General features: G+C 61.3%; 17 protein-coding genes. 7 read left to right on the top strand and 10 right to left on the bottom strand.

What is annotated here, in order from left to right; genetic code table 11:
- Nucleotides 1-98: 98 nt before the first annotated feature.
- The 3 genes from AC4PS7_RS24020 to AC4PS7_RS24010 all read left to right on the top strand — a co-directional run bounded on the left by AC4PS7_RS24020 (nucleotide 99) and on the right by AC4PS7_RS24010 (nucleotide 3,248).
- Nucleotides 99-359 carry an accessory factor UbiK family protein gene (locus tag AC4PS7_RS24020; protein ID WP_010207460.1) on the top strand — a complete coding sequence of 87 codons (261 nt, stop codon included), beginning with the start codon at nucleotides 99-101 and terminating at the stop codon, nucleotides 357-359.
- A 26-nt stretch (nucleotides 360-385) separates the two neighbouring features.
- Complete coding sequence (locus AC4PS7_RS24015; protein WP_010207461.1) at nucleotides 386-1,657, top strand: MFS transporter; 1,272 nt, start codon at nucleotides 386-388, stop codon at nucleotides 1,655-1,657.
- A gap of 94 nt (nucleotides 1,658-1,751) precedes the next feature.
- Nucleotides 1,752-3,248, top strand: a complete 1,497-nt coding sequence (locus AC4PS7_RS24010; RefSeq protein WP_021492606.1) for a YifB family Mg chelatase-like AAA ATPase — start codon at nucleotides 1,752-1,754, stop codon at nucleotides 3,246-3,248.
- Here the strand turns inward: AC4PS7_RS24010 and AC4PS7_RS24005 are convergent.
- Nucleotides 3,245-3,829 (bottom strand): TetR/AcrR family transcriptional regulator, encoded by a 585-nt coding sequence (locus tag AC4PS7_RS24005; protein WP_044288170.1) that lies wholly within the window; start codon nucleotides 3,827-3,829, stop codon nucleotides 3,245-3,247. The genes AC4PS7_RS24010 and AC4PS7_RS24005 overlap by 4 nt on opposite strands.
- A 111-nt stretch (nucleotides 3,830-3,940) precedes the next feature.
- Here AC4PS7_RS24005 and AC4PS7_RS24000 point away from each other — a divergent pair, with 111 nt between their 5' ends.
- Entirely contained in the window at nucleotides 3,941-4,855 is a 915-nt protein-coding gene (locus tag AC4PS7_RS24000; protein ID WP_492179786.1) for an ABC transporter six-transmembrane domain-containing protein, read from the top strand.
- A 3-nt stretch (nucleotides 4,856-4,858) separates the two neighbouring features.
- Here AC4PS7_RS24000 and AC4PS7_RS23995 read toward each other — a convergent pair whose 3' ends face one another.
- Entirely contained in the window at nucleotides 4,859-6,835 is a 1,977-nt protein-coding gene (locus AC4PS7_RS23995; RefSeq protein ID WP_154847503.1) for a methyl-accepting chemotaxis protein, read from the bottom strand.
- A gap of 177 nt (nucleotides 6,836-7,012) precedes the next feature.
- Nucleotides 7,013-7,933 (bottom strand): LysR substrate-binding domain-containing protein, encoded by a 921-nt coding sequence (locus tag AC4PS7_RS23990; protein ID WP_010207468.1) that lies wholly within the window; start codon nucleotides 7,931-7,933, stop codon nucleotides 7,013-7,015.
- Nucleotides 7,934-8,082: 149 nt separating this feature from the next.
- On the opposite strand from AC4PS7_RS23990, the gene AC4PS7_RS23985 reads away from it, so the two are divergent.
- The gene (locus tag AC4PS7_RS23985) at nucleotides 8,083-9,486 is read left to right on the top strand and encodes a NorM family multidrug efflux MATE transporter (RefSeq protein WP_010207471.1); all 1,404 of its coding nucleotides are present in this window, start codon (nucleotides 8,083-8,085) and stop codon (nucleotides 9,484-9,486) included.
- A 66-nt stretch (nucleotides 9,487-9,552) separates the two neighbouring features.
- On the opposite strand, the gene AC4PS7_RS23980 is transcribed toward AC4PS7_RS23985, so the two are convergent.
- Entirely contained in the window at nucleotides 9,553-11,217 is a 1,665-nt protein-coding gene (locus AC4PS7_RS23980; protein WP_010207472.1) for a putative bifunctional diguanylate cyclase/phosphodiesterase, read from the bottom strand.
- A gap of 255 nt (nucleotides 11,218-11,472) precedes the next feature.
- Here AC4PS7_RS23980 and rep point away from each other — a divergent pair, with 255 nt between their 5' ends.
- Entirely contained in the window at nucleotides 11,473-13,482 is a 2,010-nt protein-coding gene (gene rep / locus AC4PS7_RS23975) for a DNA helicase Rep (protein WP_010207473.1), read from the top strand.
- A gap of 58 nt (nucleotides 13,483-13,540) precedes the next feature.
- Entirely contained in the window at nucleotides 13,541-14,113 is a 573-nt protein-coding gene (locus AC4PS7_RS23970) for a xanthine phosphoribosyltransferase (protein WP_010207474.1), read from the top strand.
- A 134-nt stretch (nucleotides 14,114-14,247) separates the two neighbouring features.
- On the opposite strand, the gene AC4PS7_RS23965 is transcribed toward AC4PS7_RS23970, so the two are convergent.
- The 6 genes from AC4PS7_RS23965 to dadA all read right to left on the bottom strand — a co-directional run bounded on the left by AC4PS7_RS23965 (nucleotide 14,248) and on the right by dadA (nucleotide 20,343).
- Nucleotides 14,248-16,170 carry an acetyl-CoA hydrolase/transferase C-terminal domain-containing protein gene (locus tag AC4PS7_RS23965; RefSeq protein WP_154973690.1) on the bottom strand — a complete coding sequence of 641 codons (1,923 nt, stop codon included), beginning with the start codon at nucleotides 16,168-16,170 and terminating at the stop codon, nucleotides 14,248-14,250.
- Nucleotides 16,171-16,303: 133 nt separating this feature from the next.
- Nucleotides 16,304-16,717 carry a c-type cytochrome gene (locus AC4PS7_RS23960; RefSeq protein ID WP_010207476.1) on the bottom strand — a complete coding sequence of 138 codons (414 nt, stop codon included), beginning with the start codon at nucleotides 16,715-16,717 and terminating at the stop codon, nucleotides 16,304-16,306.
- A gap of 181 nt (nucleotides 16,718-16,898) precedes the next feature.
- Nucleotides 16,899-17,447 carry a cupin domain-containing protein gene (locus tag AC4PS7_RS23955; RefSeq protein ID WP_003176893.1) on the bottom strand — a complete coding sequence of 183 codons (549 nt, stop codon included), beginning with the start codon at nucleotides 17,445-17,447 and terminating at the stop codon, nucleotides 16,899-16,901.
- Between the two features lie 116 nt (nucleotides 17,448-17,563).
- The gene (gene alr / locus AC4PS7_RS23950) at nucleotides 17,564-18,637 is read right to left on the bottom strand and encodes an alanine racemase (protein WP_021492603.1); all 1,074 of its coding nucleotides are present in this window, start codon (nucleotides 18,635-18,637) and stop codon (nucleotides 17,564-17,566) included.
- Between the two features lie 79 nt (nucleotides 18,638-18,716).
- Nucleotides 18,717-19,070 (bottom strand): RidA family protein, encoded by a 354-nt coding sequence (locus tag AC4PS7_RS23945; RefSeq protein WP_010207480.1) that lies wholly within the window; start codon nucleotides 19,068-19,070, stop codon nucleotides 18,717-18,719.
- Nucleotides 19,042-20,343: a D-amino acid dehydrogenase gene (gene dadA, locus AC4PS7_RS23940; protein ID WP_492179784.1), complete on the bottom strand. Its 1,302-nt coding sequence runs from the start codon at nucleotides 20,341-20,343 to the stop codon at nucleotides 19,042-19,044. The genes AC4PS7_RS23945 and dadA overlap by 29 nt, the downstream gene beginning before the upstream one ends.
- Between the last annotated feature and the right edge of the window lie 45 nt (nucleotides 20,344-20,388).

Here is a 20,388-nt window from a genome sequence, read left to right as displayed (position 1 = left end):
CCGACCCTCTGCGCGAAAAGCGTGCGCCCGCCGTCGTGAAAAAGACTATAGACGCTGCGTGATACACTGCCGGCCAACAGTTTTCCGGAATATTTCCCATGCTCGCGCCCAAAGACCTCCTCGACGCCCTGAGCGGCCACGCCTCTCGCCTGTTCAGCGGTGACACCCCATTGCCCCGCAATGAAATCGAAAGCCAATTCAAGGCCTTGCTGCAAAGTGGTTTCAGCAAGCTCGACTTGGTGAGCCGCGAAGAATTTGATAGCCAGATGGTGGTACTTGCCCGCACGCGTGCGCGGCTGGAGAGCCTGGAGGCAAAAGTCGCGGAACTGGAAGCGCGATTGACGCCAGCGGGCGAATAACCGGCATCAACCGGTCCCTGTGGGGCTTGCCGGCCCTCGACCGGCGCCTGCTGAAAATACAATTCAGCTTTTTACTGGTGGTGCTCGGTGGCCGCTGCAACCAACTCGCCGTGGCGTGGTGGGCCTTGCAGGAAACCGGTTCCGCCGTCGTCTTCGCCAACATGATCGCCTGCTCCATCGCGGCGCAGGTGCTGGCCCGCCCTCTGCTGGGATGGCTGGGCGACAAGTACAACAAGATCCTGATCCTCAGGCTGGTTTCCCTGACCAGCGTGTTGACCGCGCTGTTGATGTTTTTTCTGTCTGCGACGCAGCTGTTCAACCCCTGGAGCGTCGGCGCCCTGATGCTCATCAGCAGTGCCGTCGCCGGTGTGCGCGAGCCGCTGCAGTCGTCGATCATTCCATTGTTTGCGCGTGACGATCAGGTCTCACTGGCCGTGCGCACCAAAAGCATGCTGTCGTCCATTTCCAACCTGCTCGGGCCAGCCATGGCCAGCGCGTTGATTTTCAGCTTCGGTACCCCGCTGGCGTTTGCCGTCGACTTCATTGCGATGCTTGGCGCGGCAGTGTTGATCGCATCCATTCCACTCCACCTCGGCGCCAGCGCCCCAGATGAACCTGAACCGACCTCCAGCGGCTGGCGCATGATTTACTCGGGTTTCAAGGCGGTCTATGGGGTGAAGGTCGAGTTCTACCTGGCTCTTGTGGCGATGCTCGTCAACTTTGCCCTGTTTCCATTTTTTACCATCCTGCTGCCGCTGTACGTGAAGACAGTTATCCACTACCCGATCACCTACCTCGGCCTGCTGGATGCGTGCTTCGGCCTGGGCATCCTGGCGGGCAGCTACACGATCACCGGCTGGTTGACCCAACGGGTACCCCGCGACCTGTGTGTCGCGGCAGGCTTTGCACTGTTGGGGGGCAATATGTGGCTGGCCGGCGCGCTCTCATCGATAGTCGTCGTGCCCCTGGCGTTTTTCTGTGGAGGGGTGGGCCTGATGCTGATCAACATTCCGACCTCTGCCGTGAGATTACTGGCGACCCCCAAGCAGCACCGCAACCGGATCTTCGCCACCGTGTCCTTTCTGTCCGCGGCAGCCAGCCCGCTGGGCAGTTTCGCCATGAATGGCCTGATCGCCAACCTCGGTGTCACCCTGACCATCACGTCGCTGGGGGCGATGGTGCTGGGGTTGTCACTGCTGGTGTTCCTGATTCCCGATTTCCGCACCTTCATGCGTGCCCCGGACACCCAACTCAACGGCGCCTATCTGGATAAGTATCCCAACGCCTTTGCACGTTGATACGTCCTGTAAAAGTCTGATTCGTTGCCCATGCGTTCCCTCGACTACCTTTGAGAAACCGCAGGAAGCGGCCTCAATTCTTCAAGGAACGAGCATGTCCCTCGCCATCGTCCACAGCCGTGCCCAAATTGGCGTCGAAGCTCCCGCCGTCACCGTCGAGGTGCACATGGCCAATGGTCTGCCGTCCCTGACACTGGTGGGTTTGCCGGAAACGGCGGTCAAGGAAAGCAAGGACCGGGTGCGCAGCGCCATTCTCAATTCTGCCCTGCAATACCCGGCCCGCCGCATCACCCTGAACCTGGCGCCTGCCGACCTGCCCAAGGACGGCGGGCGTTTTGACCTGGCGATTGCCTTGGGAATCCTCGCGGCCAGCGTGCAGGTGCCGGCGTCGATGCTCGATGAGGTGGAATGCCTGGGAGAATTGGCCCTGTCCGGCGAAGTGCGGGCAGTGAAAGGCGTGTTGCCGGCAGCATTGGCGGCGCGCAAGGCGGGGCGCACCGTAATCGTGCCGCGGGCGAATGCGGAAGAAGCCTGCCTGGCGTCGGGGTTGAAAGTGCTCGCCGTGGATCACTTGCTGCAGGTGGTGGCACACCTGAACGGACATCAGCCTATCGAGCCCTACCAATCCGACGGATTGCTGTATCTGAACAAACCTTACCCGGACCTGAGCGAAGTACAGGGCCAGCTCGCCGCCAAGCGCGCACTGCTGATCGCGGCGGCGGGGGCGCATAACCTGCTGTTAAGCGGCCCGCCCGGCACCGGCAAGACATTGCTCGCCAGTCGCCTACCGGGTTTGTTGCCACCGCTGAGTGAGCAGGAAGCCCTGGAAGTGGCGGCGATTCAATCGGTCGTCAGCGTGGCGCCACTCAGTCATTGGCCGCACCGACCGTTTCGCCAGCCGCATCATTCGGCGTCGGGCCCGGCGCTGGTGGGAGGCGGGTCAAAGCCGCAACCGGGAGAAATCACCCTGGCCCATCACGGCGTGCTGTTTCTGGATGAGCTGCCGGAGTTCGACCGCAAAGTATTGGAGGTGCTGCGCGAGCCACTGGAATCAGGGCACATCGTGATTTCCCGTGCCCGCGACCGCGTGAGCTTCCCGGCCCGCTTCCAACTGGTCGCCGCCATGAACCCCTGCCCTTGCGGGTACCTCGGCGAACCCAGCGGACGTTGTCGCTGTACGCCGGAGCAGATCCAGCGCTATCGCAACAAGCTCTCCGGGCCGCTGCTGGACCGCATCGACTTGCACCTCACTGTGGCGCGAGAAACCACTGCGTTGAATCCTACCCAGCAGGCAGGCGATAACACAGCCGAGGCGTCGGCACGGGTCGCCCAGGCCCGCGATCGCCAACAGCAACGCCAAGGCTGTGCGAATGCTTTCCTTGATCTGCCGGAGCTACGCAAGCACTGCAAGCTGGCGAAGGTCGACGAATGCTGGCTGGAAAACGCCTGTGAACGGCTGACGCTTTCCCTGCGCGCAGCCCATCGACTGCTCAAAGTGGCACGCACCCTAGCCGACCTTGAGCACACCGATAGCATCAACCGGGCGCATCTGGCGGAAGCGTTGCAGTATCGGCCCGCGGCTGTTGGCTAGGGTGACTGTGGAAAGTCCAGCAGCAACCGCGCCACTTCCATCACTTCATCCAAGGCCGCTTCGGCCGACTCCGTGGAGGGCTGGAGCATCAGGTCGTCGGCGTAGCCCATCGCCACTGCAAAGATTTGGCGGGCAGCGCGTTGTGGCGAGTCACAACGCAGGACATTGGCAGCGACACCTCGCTCGATCACTTCGGCGAGCATGCCTTGCCATTGAGCATTGATCACCAGGTAAGCCTGGGCCATTTGCGGGTCTTGCATCGCTTCGTCCCAGGCATCCAGCCACAGCGCCCAGCCTGCATCGGCGGTGCTCGGAAGGCAGTCACGCAAAAAACCCACAAAGGCATCCAGCGGGGGGGCTTCTGCCAGAGGCGCCCGTACTTCGTCCAACTGCTCATTGGCAAACCGCACGAAGGCTTCGCGGCGCAGCTCCTTCCAATCACTGAAGTAGTGATAAACGTGGCTACGGGACAGCCCGGCATGTTCGGCCAGGTCGCGGGTGGACACATCGGCAAACCCCTTGCTGCGAAACAACTCCAGGGCGGCGGCGATGATCTGGTCTTTACGGTCGATACGCGACATGGCAATTCCTTTCGGCACCGGCAGATAAGCGGCGCTTGCTTTTTGAGCGATCGCTCAAGGATACTTGAGCAGTCGCTCAATAATAGCGTCTATCATCCCTTTGGTGCACCCATGACATCCGTCACGCCTCAAATCCTGATCGAAGAAAGCAAGAAAATCGGCCAGCAATCCGCCGGCCAGACCCTCAATGCGATCGCCAAAGCCTATCCCGGCAAGCTGTTCGGCACGCTGTCATTGGTTGCATTGGAAAATGCCCTGCTGCTGGCATACCCGTTGTTTGCAGGGTTTGCGGTGGATGCAATCATTCGGGGCGATGCCAGCAACGCTCTGTTCTACGCCGCCGTGGTCCTGGCGTTCTGGGTCGTCGGCGCGGCACGCCGGGCGCTGGACACCCGAACCTTCACCCGGATCTACGCCGACCTGGCGGTGCCGGTGATTCTGAACCAGCGCCTGCAGAATCACAGCACCTCCAAGTCAGCGGCACGGGTGGTGCTCGCACGAGAGTTCGTCGACTTCTTTGAGAAACACGTGCCGATCATCGCCACGGCGCTGGTATCGATTATTGGTGCGGCGGTGATGCTGATCGTGATCGAGCCCTGGGTCGGTCTCGCGTGCCTGGGCGCACTGGTGCTGTGTATCACGCTGTTGCCGCGCTTTGCCCAACGTAACCAAGCGCTGCATGAGCGCCTGAATAATCGCTTGGAAAAGGAAATCGGCCTGGTGGAAAAAGTCGGTGCGCCGACCCTGCGACGCCACTACCAGGTGCTGTCTCGCCTGCGGATCTGGCTGTCAGACCGCGAGGCCGCTGCGTACCTGTTTCTCGGCACACTGGCTGCCTTGCTCTTCGTGGTCGCCATCAGCCAGTTGGCCTTGTCCCCCGCAGTCAAGGCCGGTCATGTGTATGCGGTCATGACCTACCTGTGGACCTTCGTCACCAGCATGGACGAAGCCCCTGGCATGGTCGACCAACTGGCGCGCCTCAAAGACATCGGCAAGCGCGTGGACCCAGGGCTGGGCGACCGCTAGGTCTCAACGAAACCGATCCACTTCATGCCGCAGGCCCGCCGCCAGGGTCTCCAGTTCCTTGGCCGTGATCGCCAGGTTCGACACCACCTCGCGCTGCTCGCTGTTGGCCAGCGCAATGCTCTGCAGGTTGCTGCTGAGCAAAGTCGCGGTGCTGCTCTGTTCCTGGGTGGCGGTGGTGATCGCAGCGAACTGCTGACCGGCCGAGCGGCTTTGCTCGTCGATACGCGCCAGGGCCGACGCCACATCGGCGTTGCGCGACAGGCCTTCCTGCATCAATACGTTGCCGCGCTCCATGGTGCTGATGGCGTTGCCGGTTTCCTGCTGGATGCTCTGGATCATCCCGGAAATTTCGTCGGTGGCCTCACGGGTACGCGACGCCAGGTTACGCACCTCATCAGCGACCACGGCAAACCCACGACCCTGCTCACCCGCCCGTGCGGCTTCGATGGCGGCGTTGAGTGCCAGCAGGTTGGTTTGTTCGGCGATCGAGGTGATCACGCCGACGATCCCGCCAATTTCCTGGGAACGCTGGCCCAGGGTGTTGATCACCGTAGCCGTGCTGTTGAGCGCGGCGGCGATGTGTTCCAGGGACGACGACGCTTCTTGCATCGAGTTGCGCCCGATACGGGTTTGCTGGGCGTTTTCCTGGGCGAGGCGTTCGGTGCTGCCCATGTTATCGGCGATGTTCAGCGACGTGGCGCTGAACTCTTCCACTGCACCAGCCATGCTAGTGATCTCACCGGACTGCTGCTCCATGCCCTCATAAGCACCACCGGATAACCCAGACAACGCCTGGGCACGGCTGTTGACCTCTTCGGCTGCCTTGCGGATATGCGAGACCATGGTCGACAGCGCTTCACCCATCTGGTTGAAGCTGCGCGCCAACTGGCCGATTTCGTCATGGCTGGACACATTCAGGCGTACGCTCAAGTCCCCCGCACCCAGGGCTTCGGCCTGGCGCACCAGGTCGCCCAACGGCGCCAACTTGCTACGCAGCAACCAGACCGTTGCGCCGACCGCCAGCAGCATGGCAAGCACGCTGCCGATCACCAGGCGGATGCCGACGTCCCAGGTCACCGAGCGAATCTCGGCCTTGGGCATGCTCGCGACAACTGCCCACGGCCCGCCGTCGAAGGGCACAGAGACGCTGTAGAATTCTTCGTTCTTGTCCGTCCAGAAGCGACCTTTGCCTGGTGTTTTGGCCAGGTCCAACATCACTGGAACCGCCTGGTCCAGCGCCTGCACGCCAGCCGGGGGCACCAGCCAGCGCTTCTGCTCGTCCAGCAGGGCCAGGGAGCCGGTCTGGCCGATACGGAAGCGCTTGAGATTCTCGAACTGGGCATTCTGCGCATCGGTGTAGTCAAAACCGATGAACAGCACGGCGATGACCTGGCCGCTGCTATCACGCACGGGGCTGTATTGGGTCATGTAGGAGCGGTCGAACAATACCGCCCGGCCGATGTAGGTTTGCCCGCTGAGCACACGCTGATAAGCCGGGCCTTGGCGATCCAGGACCGTACCGATGGCGCGGTTACCATCCTGTTTGGTCAACGACGTGCTGATGCGGATGAAGTCTTCGCCGCTGCGTACAAACACCGTGGCCACGCCGCCGGACATCTGCTTGAACTCATCCACATCCTCGAAGTTGTTGTTCAACACCTCGCTGCCCAGATACAGGCTCGGGGTCTGCACACCGGCCACGGTCACTGGTTGGTCTGCACGCACACTCAAACCGGCACCAAAACGCTTTTCGAACAGCCCGCTCAACCGCTGGGTACTCTCGCGCAAGGTGCCGTGGAAGGTGTTGAGTTGATCGGCAAGCAAGCGCGCCTCGCTGGCCAGGTGTTCCTCGCGGGTGGCGAGGTTGGCGGAGTCGAGGGAACGCAGAGCAAACACAGTACTGCCGCTGATGACGACAGCCAGAATCACGGCGAGTGCGAGGCCTAGCTGTGAGGCTATCCGAGCGCGAGGTTGAGTCATGAAGGCTCCTGGCCGAGGCCAGGATCATCCTGATCTCATAGCGTTGCTCGGCAAATTATCTGGTGGGAAACGTTGGTGCACGATTGTTCCAACACACCTTCTTCGGCTGGGCGAAGCAATACTTGAGCGAATCACAGGGGTATCACGCAAACGATTGCACGAACGCTCTGCAACCACTCAATCGAGACGTTCGACTGAAGGCAACGCCATCGCCTTGACCTCCGCCTGGAGAAACTCCGCCAAGCGCCGCAGCCGCTCACCGCCGGGGCGGGTCTTCGGCCACACCAGGTAATAACTTTCACCACTGGCTACGGCTGTTGGCCAGGGCAGGCTCAATCGGCCCTGGGCCACGTCTTCGGCCACCATCAGCAGGTCACCCATGGATACGCCGTAACCCCGCGCAGCGGCGATCATGCCCAGTTCGAGGGTATCGAACACCTGCCCGCCCTTGAGCGACACCTGGGATGACAAGCCCATGCGCTCCAGCCAGTTGCGCCAATCACGACGGTCAGGCGTGGGGTGCAGCAACTCGGCGGTGGCCAGGCGCTCGACATCCCAGGGTCCATCCTCCAGCAGGTTGGGGGCGCCCACCGGAATCAGCAATTCCGGGAATAGATAACTGGCCTCCCAATCCGCCGGAAAATGGCCGTAGCTCAGCAGCACGGCGCAGTCGAACGGTTCCTGGTTGAAGTCCACCTCGTCCACACTCATCCAGGCGCTGGTCAGTTGCACCTCATTGCCGGGCTGCAACGCACGGAACCGGCTGAGCCGCGCCAACAGCCAGCGCATGGTCAGGGTGGACGGTGCCTTCATGCGCAGGATGTCGTCTTCGGCATTCAAGGTATGGCAGGCCCGCTCCAGCGCGGCGAAACCTTCGCGCACGCCAGGCAACAACAGACGCGCCGCCTCGGTGAGCTGCAAGGTGCGGCCGCTGCGCTGGAACAAGCGGCAGGCGAAGTGCTCTTCCAATGTGCGGATGTGTCGGCTCACCGCACTTTGCGTAATAGACAGTTCCTCCGCCGCACGGGTGAAGGAATTGTGCCGCGATGCCGCCTCAAACGCGCGAAGGGCATAAAGGGGAGGAAGGCGACGTGACATTTGGCAAGCTCCTACAAGCAATGCCGTAACGTACCAGATTCATCAGGCATGAGTTTTAGTCATATGAACGATCGCATTTATCCCTTTGTGCAATGCGCTGAGAGCGCCGAGAATCAACCCTCCCTCAACCCTTCGACTATTCGAGCGTGATGATCATGCAGCATCCGGCACGTACCGAACTCTGGGCCATTCTGCGGCTGTCAGGGCCGTTGATTGCCTCACAGTTGGCGCACATGCTGATGGTGCTGACCGACACCCTGATGATGGCGCGCCTGAGCCCCGAAGCCCTGGCCGGTGGCGGCCTGGGCGCGGCAAGCTATTCGTTCGTGTCGATTTTCTGCATCGGCGTGATTGCCGCCGTGGGCACCTTGGTGGCAATCCGTCACGGCGCGGGGGATATCGAAGGCGCCACCCGCCTGACCCAGGCCGGGCTGTGGCTCGCCTGGCTGATGGCCTTGGCGGCCGGCTTGCTGTTGTGGAACCTCAAGCCGCTGCTGCTGCTGTTCGGCCAGACCGAGACCAACGTGCACTCGGCGGGGCAATTCCTGACGATCCTGCCGTTCGCCCTCCCGGGTTTCCTGAGCTTCATGGCCTTGCGCGGCTTCACCAGCGCGATTGGCAAGGCCCAGCCGGTGATGGTGATCAGCCTCGGTGGCGCGGTGGCCAACTACCTGCTCAACCATGCGTTGATCGAAGGCATGTTCGGCCTGCCGAAACTGGGCCTGATGGGCATCGGACTGGTCACGGCCGTCGTCGCCAATGGCATGGCGTTGGCGCTGATGTGGTACATCCACCGCAACCGTACCTATGCGGCGTACCCGTTGAGCACCGGCCTGCTGCGCCTCAATACCCAGTACCTGCGCGAGCTGTGGCGCCTGGGCCTGCCGATTGGCGGCACTTATGCGGTGGAAGTCGGGTTGTTCGCGTTTGCGGCGCTGTGCATGGGCACCATGGGCAGCACGCAGTTGGCGGCGCACCAGATCGCGCTGCAAATTGTCTCGGTGGCGTTCATGGTGCCGGCGGGGATGTCTTACGCGGTGACCATGCGTATCGGCCAACATTACGGCGCTGGGCAGTTGCTGCAGGCACGCCTGGCCGGGCGCGTCGGCATCGGATTTGGCGCAGCGGTGATGTTGGGATTTGCCGCCGTGCTGTGGCTTTATTCCGATCCTTTGATCGGATTGCTTATCGACCATAACGACCCGGCCTTCCATGACGTGATCGTCCTGGCCGTCAGCCTGCTCGCTGTCGCCGCCTGGTTCGAGCTGTTCGACGGTGTGCAAACCATCGCCATGGGCTGCATTCGCGGGCTCAAGGACGCCAAGACCACCTTCCTGATCGGCGCGGGTTGCTATTGGTTGATCGGGGCACCGTCGGCCTGGCTGATGGCCTTCACCCTGGGCTGGGGACCGACCGGCGTATGGTGGGGCTTGGCGCTGGGCCTGGCGTGCGCGGCAGTCAGCCTGACTTGGGCATTTGAAGCGAAGATGAAGCGCATGATTCGGCGAGAGCCTGAAACCTACAGCACGTTGCAAGCAGCTCAGCCGGATTGAAGGCTGTAATCGGTCAGTGTGGGAGCTGGCTTGCCTGCTCCCACAGTTGATTGGGTGGGCACCCAATCAACCCAGCAAGGCCTGCTGGCTTTTCCCGAAGGTCAGGTACTCCACAAGCTCCGCCAACGGCAGCGGCTTGCTGATCAGGTAACCCTGGGCCTGGTCGCAGCCAAACAAGCGCAACAGTGCAAGTTGCTCCGGCGTTTCCACGCCTTCGGCGACCACTTCAAGGTTGAGATTGTGGGCCAGGTTGATCATGGCGTGCACCAGTTTGCGGTTCTCTTCGCGCTCTTCCATACCGCCGACAAAACTCTTGTCGATCTTCAACAAGGCGATCGGCAGGCTGTTGAGGTGCACGAACGATGAAAAGCCCGTGCCGAAATCGTCCAGGGAGAACCGAACACCGAGGCGGCCGAGGGCGTCCATGGTCTGCTTGACCAGGTCACTGCGGCGCATCACGGCGGTTTCGGTGAGTTCGAACTCCAGCCACTGTGCCTCAACGCCCCGCTCGGCAATCAGCCGGCTGAGGGTGGAGAGCAACTGGCTGTCCTGGAACTGACGGAATGACAGGTTGACCGCCATGTGCAGCGGCGGCAGGCCGCGTTCGCGCAGGTCCTGCATGTCGCGCAGCGCGCGGGAGATCACCCAGTAACCCAACGGCACGATCAGGCCGCTTTGTTCGGCCAGGGGCACGAACTCACTCGGCGGCAACAGGCCACGCTCGTCGTGGCGCCAGCGCACCAAGGCTTCAAGGCCGACGATATGCCCGTCGTCGAGGTCCAGGCGCGGTTGGTAGTGCAGCTCCAGTTCGTCACGACGCAAGGCGCGGCGCAGCTCACTTTCCAGGTCGGCCAGGCTGCGCGCGTTGCGGTTGATGCGTTCGTTGAAGATATGAAAGGTGCAGCCTTGGGTGCTTTTGGCCTGCTGCATGGCGATATGGGCGTGCCACATCAGCGGGTCGGCGCCGGCGCGGGCACGGGCATGGGCCACCCCCAGGCTGCAGCCGATCAGCAGGCTTTCGCCATCCACCCAGTACGGTTCGGCCATGACTTCGGTGATGCGCTCGGCCATCCACTCGGCACGCTGGGGCGCGCGGCGGGTGTCGATCAAGAGGGCAAACTCGTCACTGCCCAGGCGCGCCAGTTGGTCCCCGACCTCAAGTTGGCTCTTGAGCCGCGAGACCACTTGCAGGATCAGCCGGTCGCCGGCCTGGTGGCCGAGGGCGTCGTTGGCGTGGCGGAAATTGTCGAGGTCCAGGTGGCCGAGGGCCAGGCCACGGCCTTCATTCTCGACCAGTCGTGCGGCGAGCAAGGTCTGGAAGCCCTGGCGGTTGGCAATACCGGTGAGCGGGTCCTGTTCGGCCAGGCGCTGCAGGGTGTTTTCCAGTACGCCACGCTCGCGGACGTGGCGCAGGCAGCGGCGCACTGTATCGGCATCCAATACATCGCGCACCAGCCAATCGCTGACGCCCAGCGGCGAAACCAGCGGTTCCTGCTCCAGCAGCAATACGCACGGCAGGCTGCAGCGGCCAGGGCCGGGCTGCAAGCTGGGCGTGGTCAACAGCACGGCGCTGTGGTCGTCATCGAACAGACGGCTCACGGACTCCCAGTTTGGTGCGCTGATCAGCACAGCCCCATCGCCCATCGGCGCCAGGCACTCGCGCAACAACGCTGCCCACGCGGGCTCGTCGGCCAGCAGCAGCAAACGCAAGGGTTCGACAGGCGTAGACAAGCTAGCTCCCTAGACTCTGCAAAATTTCGTGACAGCGGGCATTATGACGTGCGGCCAGATGATCACCAATGATAGGGGTTACCAAACACGCGAACTGTAAAGATTAGTCGCAAATAACCCCGACATCCTGCGGCAAAGTATCAAAACCGGCAAATTTAGATCGAGTGGTACGTCACACTGTCGTTCTGACAGAGCAGAATCCTGCGAGCCTGTTAAAATGCCCGCCCTTTTGAACAACGACTCCCTGAATTCTGTATGTCCCGACTCAATCCCCGGCAGCAAGAAGCCGTGAACTACGTCGGCGGCCCTCTATTGGTGCTCGCCGGTGCAGGCTCCGGCAAGACCAGCGTGATCACCCGCAAGATCGCGCACCTGATCCAGCAGTGCGGCATCCGCGCCCAGTACATCGTCGCCATGACCTTTACCAACAAGGCGGCGCGGGAAATGAAAGAGCGTGTCGGCACCCTGCTCAAGGGTGGCGAGGGCCGTGGCCTCACCGTGTGCACCTTCCACAACCTGGGCCTGAACATCATCCGCAAGGAGCATGCGCGGCTGGGCTACAAGCCGGGCTTCTCGATCTTCGACGAGACCGACGTGAAGTCGCTGATGACCGACATCATGCAAAAGGAGTACGCAGGCGACGACGGCGTGGACGAGATCAAGAACATGATCGGCGCCTGGAAAAACGACCTGATCCTGCCCGCCCAGGCCCTGGAAAACGCACGCAACCCCAAGGAACAGACCGCCGCCATCGTCTACACCCACTACCAGCGCACGCTCAAGGCGTTCAACGCAGTGGACTTCGATGACCTGATCCTGCTGCCGGTGAAGCTGTTCGAGGAACACGCCGACATCCTCGAAAAATGGCAGAACAAGGTGCGCTACCTGCTGGTAGATGAATACCAAGACACCAACGCCAGCCAATACCTGCTGGTGAAAATGCTGATCGGCAAGCGCAACCAATTCACCGTGGTAGGCGACGACGACCAGTCCATCTACGCCTGGCGCGGCGCCCGCCCGGAAAACCTGATGTTGCTCAAGGACGACTACCCGTCCCTGAAAGTGGTGATGCTGGAGCAGAACTATCGCTCCACCAGCCGCATCCTGCGTTGCGCCAACGTGCTGATCTCGAACAACCCCCACGAGTTTGAAAAACAACTGTGGAGTGAGATGGGCCACGGCGACGAAATCCGCGTGATCCGCTGCCGTAACGAAGACGCCGAAGCCGAGCGCGTGGCCGTGGAAATCCTCAGCCTGCACTTGCGCACCGACCGGCCCTACAGCGATTTCGCAATCCTGTACCGCGGCAACTACCAGGCCAAGCTGATCGAGCTGAAATTGCAGCATCACCAGGTGCCGTATCGCCTGTCGGGCGGCAACAGCTTTTTCGGACGCCAGGAAGTCAAAGACCTGATGGCCTACTTCCGGCTGATCGTGAACCCGGACGACGATAACGCCTTCCTGCGCGTGATCAATGTGCCGCGCCGCGAGATCGGCTCCACCACCCTGGAAAAACTCGGCAACTACGCCACTGAACGCAAGATCTCGATGTACGCCGCCACCGACGAAATCGGCCTGGGCGAGCACTTGGACTCGCGCTTCACCGATCGACTGGCGCGCTTCAAGCGCTTCATGGACAAGGTCCGCGAGCAGTGCGCCGGCGAAGACCCGATCAGCGCCCTGCGCAGCATGGTCATGGACATCGACTACGAGAACTGGCTGCGCACCAACAGCTCCAGCGACAAGGCCGCGGATTACCGCATGAGCAATGTCTGGTTCCTGATCGAAGCGCTGAAGAACACCCTGGAAAAAGACGAAGACGGCGAGATGACCGTCGAGGACGCCATCGGCAAGCTGGTACTGCGCGACATGCTTGAGCGCCAGCAGGAAGAGGAAGACGGCGCCGAGGGTGTGCAGATGATGACCTTGCATGCGTCCAAGGGCCTGGAATTCCCCTACGTGTTCATTATGGGCATGGAAGAGGAAATCCTCCCGCACCGCTCCAGCATCGAAGCCGACACCATCGAAGAAGAACGCCGCCTGGCCTACGTGGGTATTACCCGCGCGCGTCAGACTTTGGCCTTCACCTTTGCCGCCAAGCGCAAGCAATACGGCGAAATCATCGATTGTGCCCCCAGCCGGTTCCTGGACGAGCTGCCGCCGGACGACCTGGCCTGGGAAGGCAATGACGACACCCCGACCGAGGTAAAGGCCGTTCGCGGCAACACCGCCTTGGCGGACATACGCGCGATGTTAAAGCGCTAGAATCGACTACTTTTTAATCTACTTTCGGCACGCATCGCGCCATTAGAGGAAGCTTTCCGTGGAAGCACTGCACAAGAAAATTCGCGAAGAAGGCATCGTGCTTTCCGATCAGGTACTCAAGGTCGACGCCTTTCTGAACCACCAGATCGACCCGGCACTGATGAAGCTGATCGGCGACGAATTCGCCGCCTTGTTCAAGGATTCGGGCATCACCAAGATCGTCACCATCGAAGCCTCGGGCATCGCCCCGGCGATCATGACCGGCCTGAACCTCGGCGTACCGGTGATCTTCGCCCGCAAGCAACAGTCCCTGACCCTGACGGAAAACCTGCTGTCGGCGACGGTGTATTCCTTCACCAAGAAAGTCGAAAGCACTGTGGCGATCTCCCCGCGCCACCTGACCAGCAGCGACCGCGTGCTGGTGATCGATGACTTTTTGGCCAACGGCAAGGCGTCCCAGGCGCTGATCTCGATCATCAAGCAGGCCGGCGCGACCGTCGCCGGTTTGGGGATCGTGATCGAGAAGTCGTTCCAGGGTGGTCGTGCCGAGCTGGATGCGCAGGGTTATCGGGTTGAGTCGCTGGCACGGGTGAAGTCGCTGGCGGGTGGCGTGGTCACTTTCATCGAGTAATCGCTGCCTGAATGCCGTTAACCCTGTGGGAGCGGGCTTGCTCGCGAATGCGCTGTGACAGTCAATGTAGACGTCGACTGATACACCACTTTCGCGAGCAAGCCCGCTCCCACATTCGGTTTTGCGTTGGGCTGTCAGTGCACGGTGGCCTGCAGGCCGGCGAGCAATAAACGTTGATACAAATCCTCTTTCAGCCCCTCCGGGTTATCCAACCGCATCCGTTTCAAATGCTCGGGATACGCCTCCGGCTCCGGCGCATCCAACGCCGCCTTACCCAGCTCCAGAATCTCCGTCAGCTTGAATTTGCTCTTGAGCCAGTTCAACGCCCGCAACAGATCCCGCTCTTCATCCGTAAAATCGCTGCCCAGCGGATACTCCGGGAACAACCGGCGATGCCGCGCCTGAATACCTTGGAGCCGCTCCGGCGTGTTATCGGCAAAGCGCGGATCCAACTGGAAATCCTTCGGCAACTTGCCGGCCTTCTGCGCCTTTTCGATCAAGTCATCCTGGAAGCGCGAGTCGGTTACGTTGAGCAGCGCTTCGATCACCTTGGCATCCGTCTGGCCGCGCAAATCGGCGATTCCATACTCAGTGATGACGATATCCCTCAGGTGCCGGGGAATCGTGCAGTGGCCATAGTCCCAGACGATATTGGAACTGACCTCCCCCGCCGATTCGCGCCAGCTGCGCAGGATCAAAATCGAGCGCGCGCCCTCCAGCGCATGACCCTGGGCAACGAAGTTGTACTGCCCGCCCACGCCGCTGAGCACGCGCCCGTCTTCCAACTGGTCCGCTACCCCCGCGCCCAACAAGGTCACCATGATCGCACTGTTGATAAAGCGAGCATCCCGCCGTTGCAGTCGTTTGAGTTCTTCCTGGCCGTACAGCTCATTGATGTAACTGATGCGGGTCATGTTGAATTCGAGGCGCTTGGCGTGGGTCATTTCCTGCAGGCGCTGGTAAAAACTTCGCGGGCCGAGGAAGAATCCACCGTGGATCGAGATCCCGTCGGGCTGCGCGGCGTCGTCGAGCGTGCCTGCGTTAGCCTGCTGCTGCGTCGCCACATCCGGGTAGACCTTGCGGCGGATAATCCCCGCGTCCGCCAGCACCAGCAGCCCGTTGACGAACATTTCGCTACACCCGTAGAGGCCACGCGCGAACGGATCGACACCGCCTTCGTGGCTGATCAACGGCGCCCACTGATAGACGTCCAGGTCAGTCAGCAGCAATCGGTAGGCCTCATTGTCCGCCTGGCGCGCCAGCAGCGCGGCAGTCAGCGCATCCCCCATGGAGCCGATGCCGATCTGCAGAGTGCCACCATCGCGCACCAAGGTGCTGGCATGCAGGCCGATAAAGTGGTCCTGGAAGCCCACCGGCATGTTCGGTGTGGAGAACAGCGTGGTGCTGTCTTTTTCATCGATCAGGTAATCGAAGGCGTCCATTCCCAGCTCCGCATCACCCGGCATGTAGGGTAAATCGCTGTGGACCTGGCCGACGATCAGCACGGTTTCACCGGCATCACGGCGCTTGGCGATCATTGGTAACAGGTCGAGGGTGATATCCGGGTTGCAGCTCAGGCTCAGACGATCAGGGTATTCGCTGCTGCTGGCAACCAGTTGAGCGACCAGGTTCAGGCCGGCGGCGTTGATGTCGCGGGCGGCGTGGCTGTAATTGCTGCTGACGTAATCCTGCTGGGCCGACTCGCTGTGGAGCAAGCTGCCGGGCTGCATGAAGAACTGCTGCACGTGGATATTTTTCGGGAGGTTGTCCTTGTGCAGGGCGGCGAGGAAATCCAGTTCGGGATAATCGCCAAACACTCGCTCGATAAAGGGTTCGAGAAAGCGTTTCTGCAAGCCATCGCCCAGTGTTGGCCGGCCCAGGCTCAAGGCGGTATAGATCGTCAGCGACCGCTCCGGCAATTTGGCAATGCGCCGGTACAGCGCGTTGGCAAACAGGTTCGGCTTGCCCAGGCCAAGCGGCATGCCCATGTGGATATGCGCCGGCAACCGCTCCAGCACATCGTCAACTGCTTGCTCGATTGAACACAACTGCACCATCCGACCCTCCTGAACATTCCATGATTAGGGGTTGGACCGAGCTTGCCGGGTCTTTGCTGCAAAGAACAGCGCTGAAACACAAATCACGGGTACAAAAAAGCCGCTTGTAAGCGGCTTTTTGGCGAAGATCAGTTTATTTCAAACCGGACATCTTCTCGATCGCACCTTTGAGGTCATCATCCGAGCAATCGGCGCAGGTGCCCTTTGGCGGCATGGCATTGATACCGGTAATGGCCTTGGCGAGGATGCCATCCAGGCCGCCCTGGTGGTCAGCGCGTTCTTTCCAGGCAGCGGTGTCACCGATTTTCGGCGCGCCCAACAGGCCAGTGCCGTGGCAAGCGTTGCAATGCTTGGCGATGATTTCATCCGGCGTCTTCGCAGCGCCGCCGCCTGCGGCGACCGCCACTTCCATGCCTTTGCATTCCTGGCCCTGGACGCAAACCTGGCCGACAGGCTCCAGGCGCTTGGCAATGTCATCATTGGTCGCAGCTTGAGCGCTGACAGCCCATAGGGCCAGTACGGTTGCTGGTGCAGCCAGCATTTTCATAATTAGGTTCACGCGTTCACCCTCAATGGTGGCTATTCACGCCTGCGGCCACGGTTTCGCAGGCGGCGAAAGTATAACGGTTAGCCCGCCCTGCCGAAACAACCCTATTAAATAAAGGGAGATTCAGCTTCACGGATACAGCTACGGGAGTCTCTGCCACGCAGGCAGGACGCCTCTTTTCTTAAAAGTTCGCGGGTGTGGCTGCGCTGATTAGTCGCGCCGGCACGTCGAACGGATTGCGAAAACGATGAGGCTTGGTGCTTTCAAAGTAGTAGCTATCGCCCGCTTCGAGCACAAAAGTTTCAAGACCGACCACCAACTCCAGACGACCTTCCACCAGAATCCCGGTTTCTTCGCCTTCGTGGGTGAGCATTTCTTCGCCCGTGTCGGCGCCCGGCGGGTAGATTTCGTTGAGAAACGCAATCGCCCGGCTGGGGTGAGCCCGGCCTACCAGTTTCATGGTGACGGCGCCGTCAGAGATATCAATGAGCTCATTGGCTTTATAGACGATCTGCGTCGGTATTTCCTGGAGGATCTCCTCGGAAAAGAACTCGACCATGGACATAGGGATGCCGCCCAGCACCTTGCGCAAGGAGCTGATCGAGGGGCTGACGCTGTTTTTTTCGATCATCGAAATGGTGCTGTTGGTGACACCCGCGCGCTTGGCGAGCTCGCGCTGGGAAAGACCCTTCAGTTTACGGATGGATTGCAGTCGTTCGCCGACGTCCAATGCAGGAGCCTCCTAGGATTCAGGCTTTGTTGTAATTGAGCGTTATCATGGCGACAGCGTTCAGTATTTACAACACTTGGGCCTAAATCCCGGGCGCTTGTGTTCGTGACTGGCGGTCAAGCCTCGGAATAGAGCCTTGGCACGCGGCGCAGGTTGCAGAACAGTTGGTAAGGAATGGTCTCGGCGGCGACCGCCACATCACTGGCCAGGATGTTTTTGCCCCACAACTCCACCGTGGAACCGAGCCCGGCCTGAGGCAGGTCAGTCAGGTCGATGCACAGCATGTCCATGGACACACGGCCCAGCAACTGGCTGCGCTGCCCGGCCACCAGTACCGGCGTACCGGTCGGCGCGTGGCGCGGGTAGCCATCGGCATATCCCATGGCAACCACGCCGATACGCATGGGTTTCGGCGTAATGAACTTGGCGCCGTAGCCCACCGGCTCCCCGGCCGGCAGCTCACGTACGCAGATAACCTTGGACTCCAGGGTCATTACTGGCTGCAAGCGCGAGGCTACGGCCTGGTCTTCGCCAAAAGGCGTCGCACCGTAGAGCATGATGCCGGGACGGACCCAATCGCTAGACACATTCGGCCAGCCCATCACCGATGGCGAGTTGCGCAGGCTCACCTCGGCCGACAAGCCCTGGCGCGCCGCGTCAAACACCGCCACCTGTTCATCACTGCGTACGCAGTCGAGTTCATCGGCGCGGGCAAAGTGGCTCATCAGTACGATCTTGGCCACCTTGCCGCTGGCCAGCAAGCGCTGATAAGCCTCGTGATAATCCTTGGGGTGCAAGCCAACACGGTGCATGCCGGAATCGAGCTTGAGCCAGATAGTCAGCGGTTTGCTCAGCTTGGCCTGTTCGATGGCCTCCAACTGCCACAGCGAATGCACCACGCACCAGAAATCATGCTCGATGATCAGTGGCAGCTCATCAGCCTCGAAGAAACCTTCCAGCAGCAGCACCGGCGCACGAATCCCGGCGGCGCGCAGCTCCAACGCCTCTTCGATACAGGCGACGGCGAACCCATCGGCCTCGGCTTCCAACGCCTGGGCCACACGCACGGCGCCATGTCCGTAGGCATCGGCCTTGATCACGGCAAGGGCCTTGGCCCCCGTGACTTCACGGGCCAATTGGTAGTTGTGGCGCAGGGCTTGGAGGTCAATCAGGGCACGGGCAGGACGCATGGCGGCAGGCTTCTAGGCGGCAGAGTGAAGAAAAACCGGCACCGACAGGCAACCTCGGCACCGGGAGAGGGATCGTTGTTTAAGGCAGGGCAGCCACGACGGACAGCTCTACCAGGATTTCCGGTTCGCACAGCTTGGCTTCAACCGTGGCACGGGCCGGCGCAACACCTTTGGGCAGCCACTTGTCCCATACCGCGTTCATGCCGGCGAAATCCGCGTCGATGTCTTTCAGGTAGATCGTCACCGACAGCAACTTGGTCTTGTCAGTGCCGGCCAGGTCCAGCAAACGCTCGATATTGGCCAGGGTTTCACGGGTCTGCTGTTCAATTCCGGCATTCATGTCGTCGCCGACTTGCCCGGCCAGGTACACGGTACCGTTGTGGACAACGATCTGGCTCATGCGCTCATTGGTGAGCTGGCGCTGGATTGACATGTTGTGCGGACTCCTGGTGGTTGCCGTAACGGGAAATATCGAGGCCTTCCGCACTGATCTGCGGCGTTTTCTTGGCCATCAGGTCGGCCAGCAAGCGACCGGAGCCACAAGCCATGGTCCAACCGAGGGTGCCGTGGCCGGTATTCAGGAACAGGTTCTTGAACGGGGTAGCACCGACAATCGGCGTGCCGTCGGGGGTGGTCGGGCGCAGGCCGGTCCAGAACGTGGCTTCGGTCAAATCGCCGCCCTGAGGATAAAGGTCGTTGACGATCATCTCCAGGGTTTCGCGCCGACGCGGGTTAAGCGACAGGTCAAAACCGGCTATTTCAGCCATGCCGCCGACGCGGATGCGGTTGTCGAAACGGGTGATCGCGACCTTGTAGGTCTCGTCGAGAATGGTCGAAGTCGGCGCCATCGCCGGGTTGGTGATCGGCACGGTCAGCGAGTAGCCCTTGAGCGGGTACACCGGCGCCTTGATCGCCAGCGGCTTGAGCAATTTCGGCGAGTAGCTGCCGAGGGCCAGCACGTAGCGGTCGGCGGTTTCCAGCTTGCCGTCGACCCACACGCCGTTGATACGGTCACCGGCGTAATCGAGGCGCTGGATGTCTTGCTCGAAGCGGAATTCCACGCCGAGCTGCTTGCACATGTCGACCAGGCGGGTGGTGAACATCTGGCAGTCACCGGTCTGGTCGTTAGGCAGGCGCAAGGCGCCGGCGAGGATATCGGTGACGCTCGCCAGGGCCGGCTCGACGCGGGCAATGCCGGCGCGGTCGAGCACTTCGAACGGCACGCCGGACTCTTTCAACACGGCGATGTCCTTGGCTGCGCCATCCAGCTGCGCCTGGGTGCGGAACAGTTGGGTAGTCCCCAGGCTACGGCCTTCGTAGGCAATGCCGGTTTCCGCGCGCAGTTCGTCGAGGCAGTCGCGGCTGTACTCGGACAGGCGCACCATGCGCTCCTTGTTCACCGCATAACGGCTCGCGGTGCAGTTGCGCAGCATCTGCGCCATCCACAGGTATTGGTCGATATCGGCGGTGGCCTTGATCGCCAGCGGCGCGTGGCGTTGCAGCAGCCACTTGATGGCCTTGAGTGGCACACCCGGTGCGGCCCAGGGCGATGCATAGCCTGGCGACACCTGGCCGGCGTTGGCGAAACTGGTTTCCATGGCAGCAGCAGGCTGACGGTCGACGACAACCACTTCAAAGCCGGCCCGCGCCAAATAGTAGGCACTGGTCACACCAATGACGCCGCTACCCAAGACCAGAACGCGCATTTTTATATCCTCATCGCGGGCATGGCCGCTGACGTGTGTTATTCG

Source organism: Pseudomonas sp. DW-iso3 (genome assembly GCF_058725305.1).
The sequence above is the reverse complement of the archived record's forward strand: the minus strand, read 5'-3'. Positions and strand labels throughout refer to the sequence as shown.

Coding starts and splice junctions, on each gene's coding strand:
- AC4PS7_RS24020 (WP_010207460.1), top strand. CDS start 99: ATGCTCGCGCCCAAAGACCTCCTCGACGCCCTGAGCGGCCACGCCTCT.
- AC4PS7_RS24010 (WP_021492606.1), top strand. CDS start 1,752: ATGTCCCTCGCCATCGTCCACAGCCGTGCCCAAATTGGCGTCGAAGCT.
- AC4PS7_RS24005 (WP_044288170.1), bottom strand. CDS start 3,829: ATGTCGCGTATCGACCGTAAAGACCAGATCATCGCCGCCGCCCTGGAG.
- AC4PS7_RS24000 (WP_492179786.1), top strand. CDS start 3,941: ATGACATCCGTCACGCCTCAAATCCTGATCGAAGAAAGCAAGAAAATC.
- AC4PS7_RS23995 (WP_154847503.1), bottom strand. CDS start 6,835: ATGACTCAACCTCGCGCTCGGATAGCCTCACAGCTAGGCCTCGCACTC.
- AC4PS7_RS23990 (WP_010207468.1), bottom strand. CDS start 7,933: ATGTCACGTCGCCTTCCTCCCCTTTATGCCCTTCGCGCGTTTGAGGCG.
- AC4PS7_RS23985 (WP_010207471.1), top strand. CDS start 8,083: ATGATCATGCAGCATCCGGCACGTACCGAACTCTGGGCCATTCTGCGG.
- rep (WP_010207473.1), top strand. CDS start 11,473: ATGTCCCGACTCAATCCCCGGCAGCAAGAAGCCGTGAACTACGTCGGC.
- AC4PS7_RS23965 (WP_154973690.1), bottom strand. CDS start 16,170: ATGGTGCAGTTGTGTTCAATCGAGCAAGCAGTTGACGATGTGCTGGAG.
- AC4PS7_RS23960 (WP_010207476.1), bottom strand. CDS start 16,717: ATGAAAATGCTGGCTGCACCAGCAACCGTACTGGCCCTATGGGCTGTC.
- alr (WP_021492603.1), bottom strand. CDS start 18,637: ATGCGTCCTGCCCGTGCCCTGATTGACCTCCAAGCCCTGCGCCACAAC.
- AC4PS7_RS23945 (WP_010207480.1), bottom strand. CDS start 19,070: ATGTCAATCCAGCGCCAGCTCACCAATGAGCGCATGAGCCAGATCGTT.
- dadA (WP_492179784.1), bottom strand. CDS start 20,343: ATGCGCGTTCTGGTCTTGGGTAGCGGCGTCATTGGTGTGACCAGTGCC.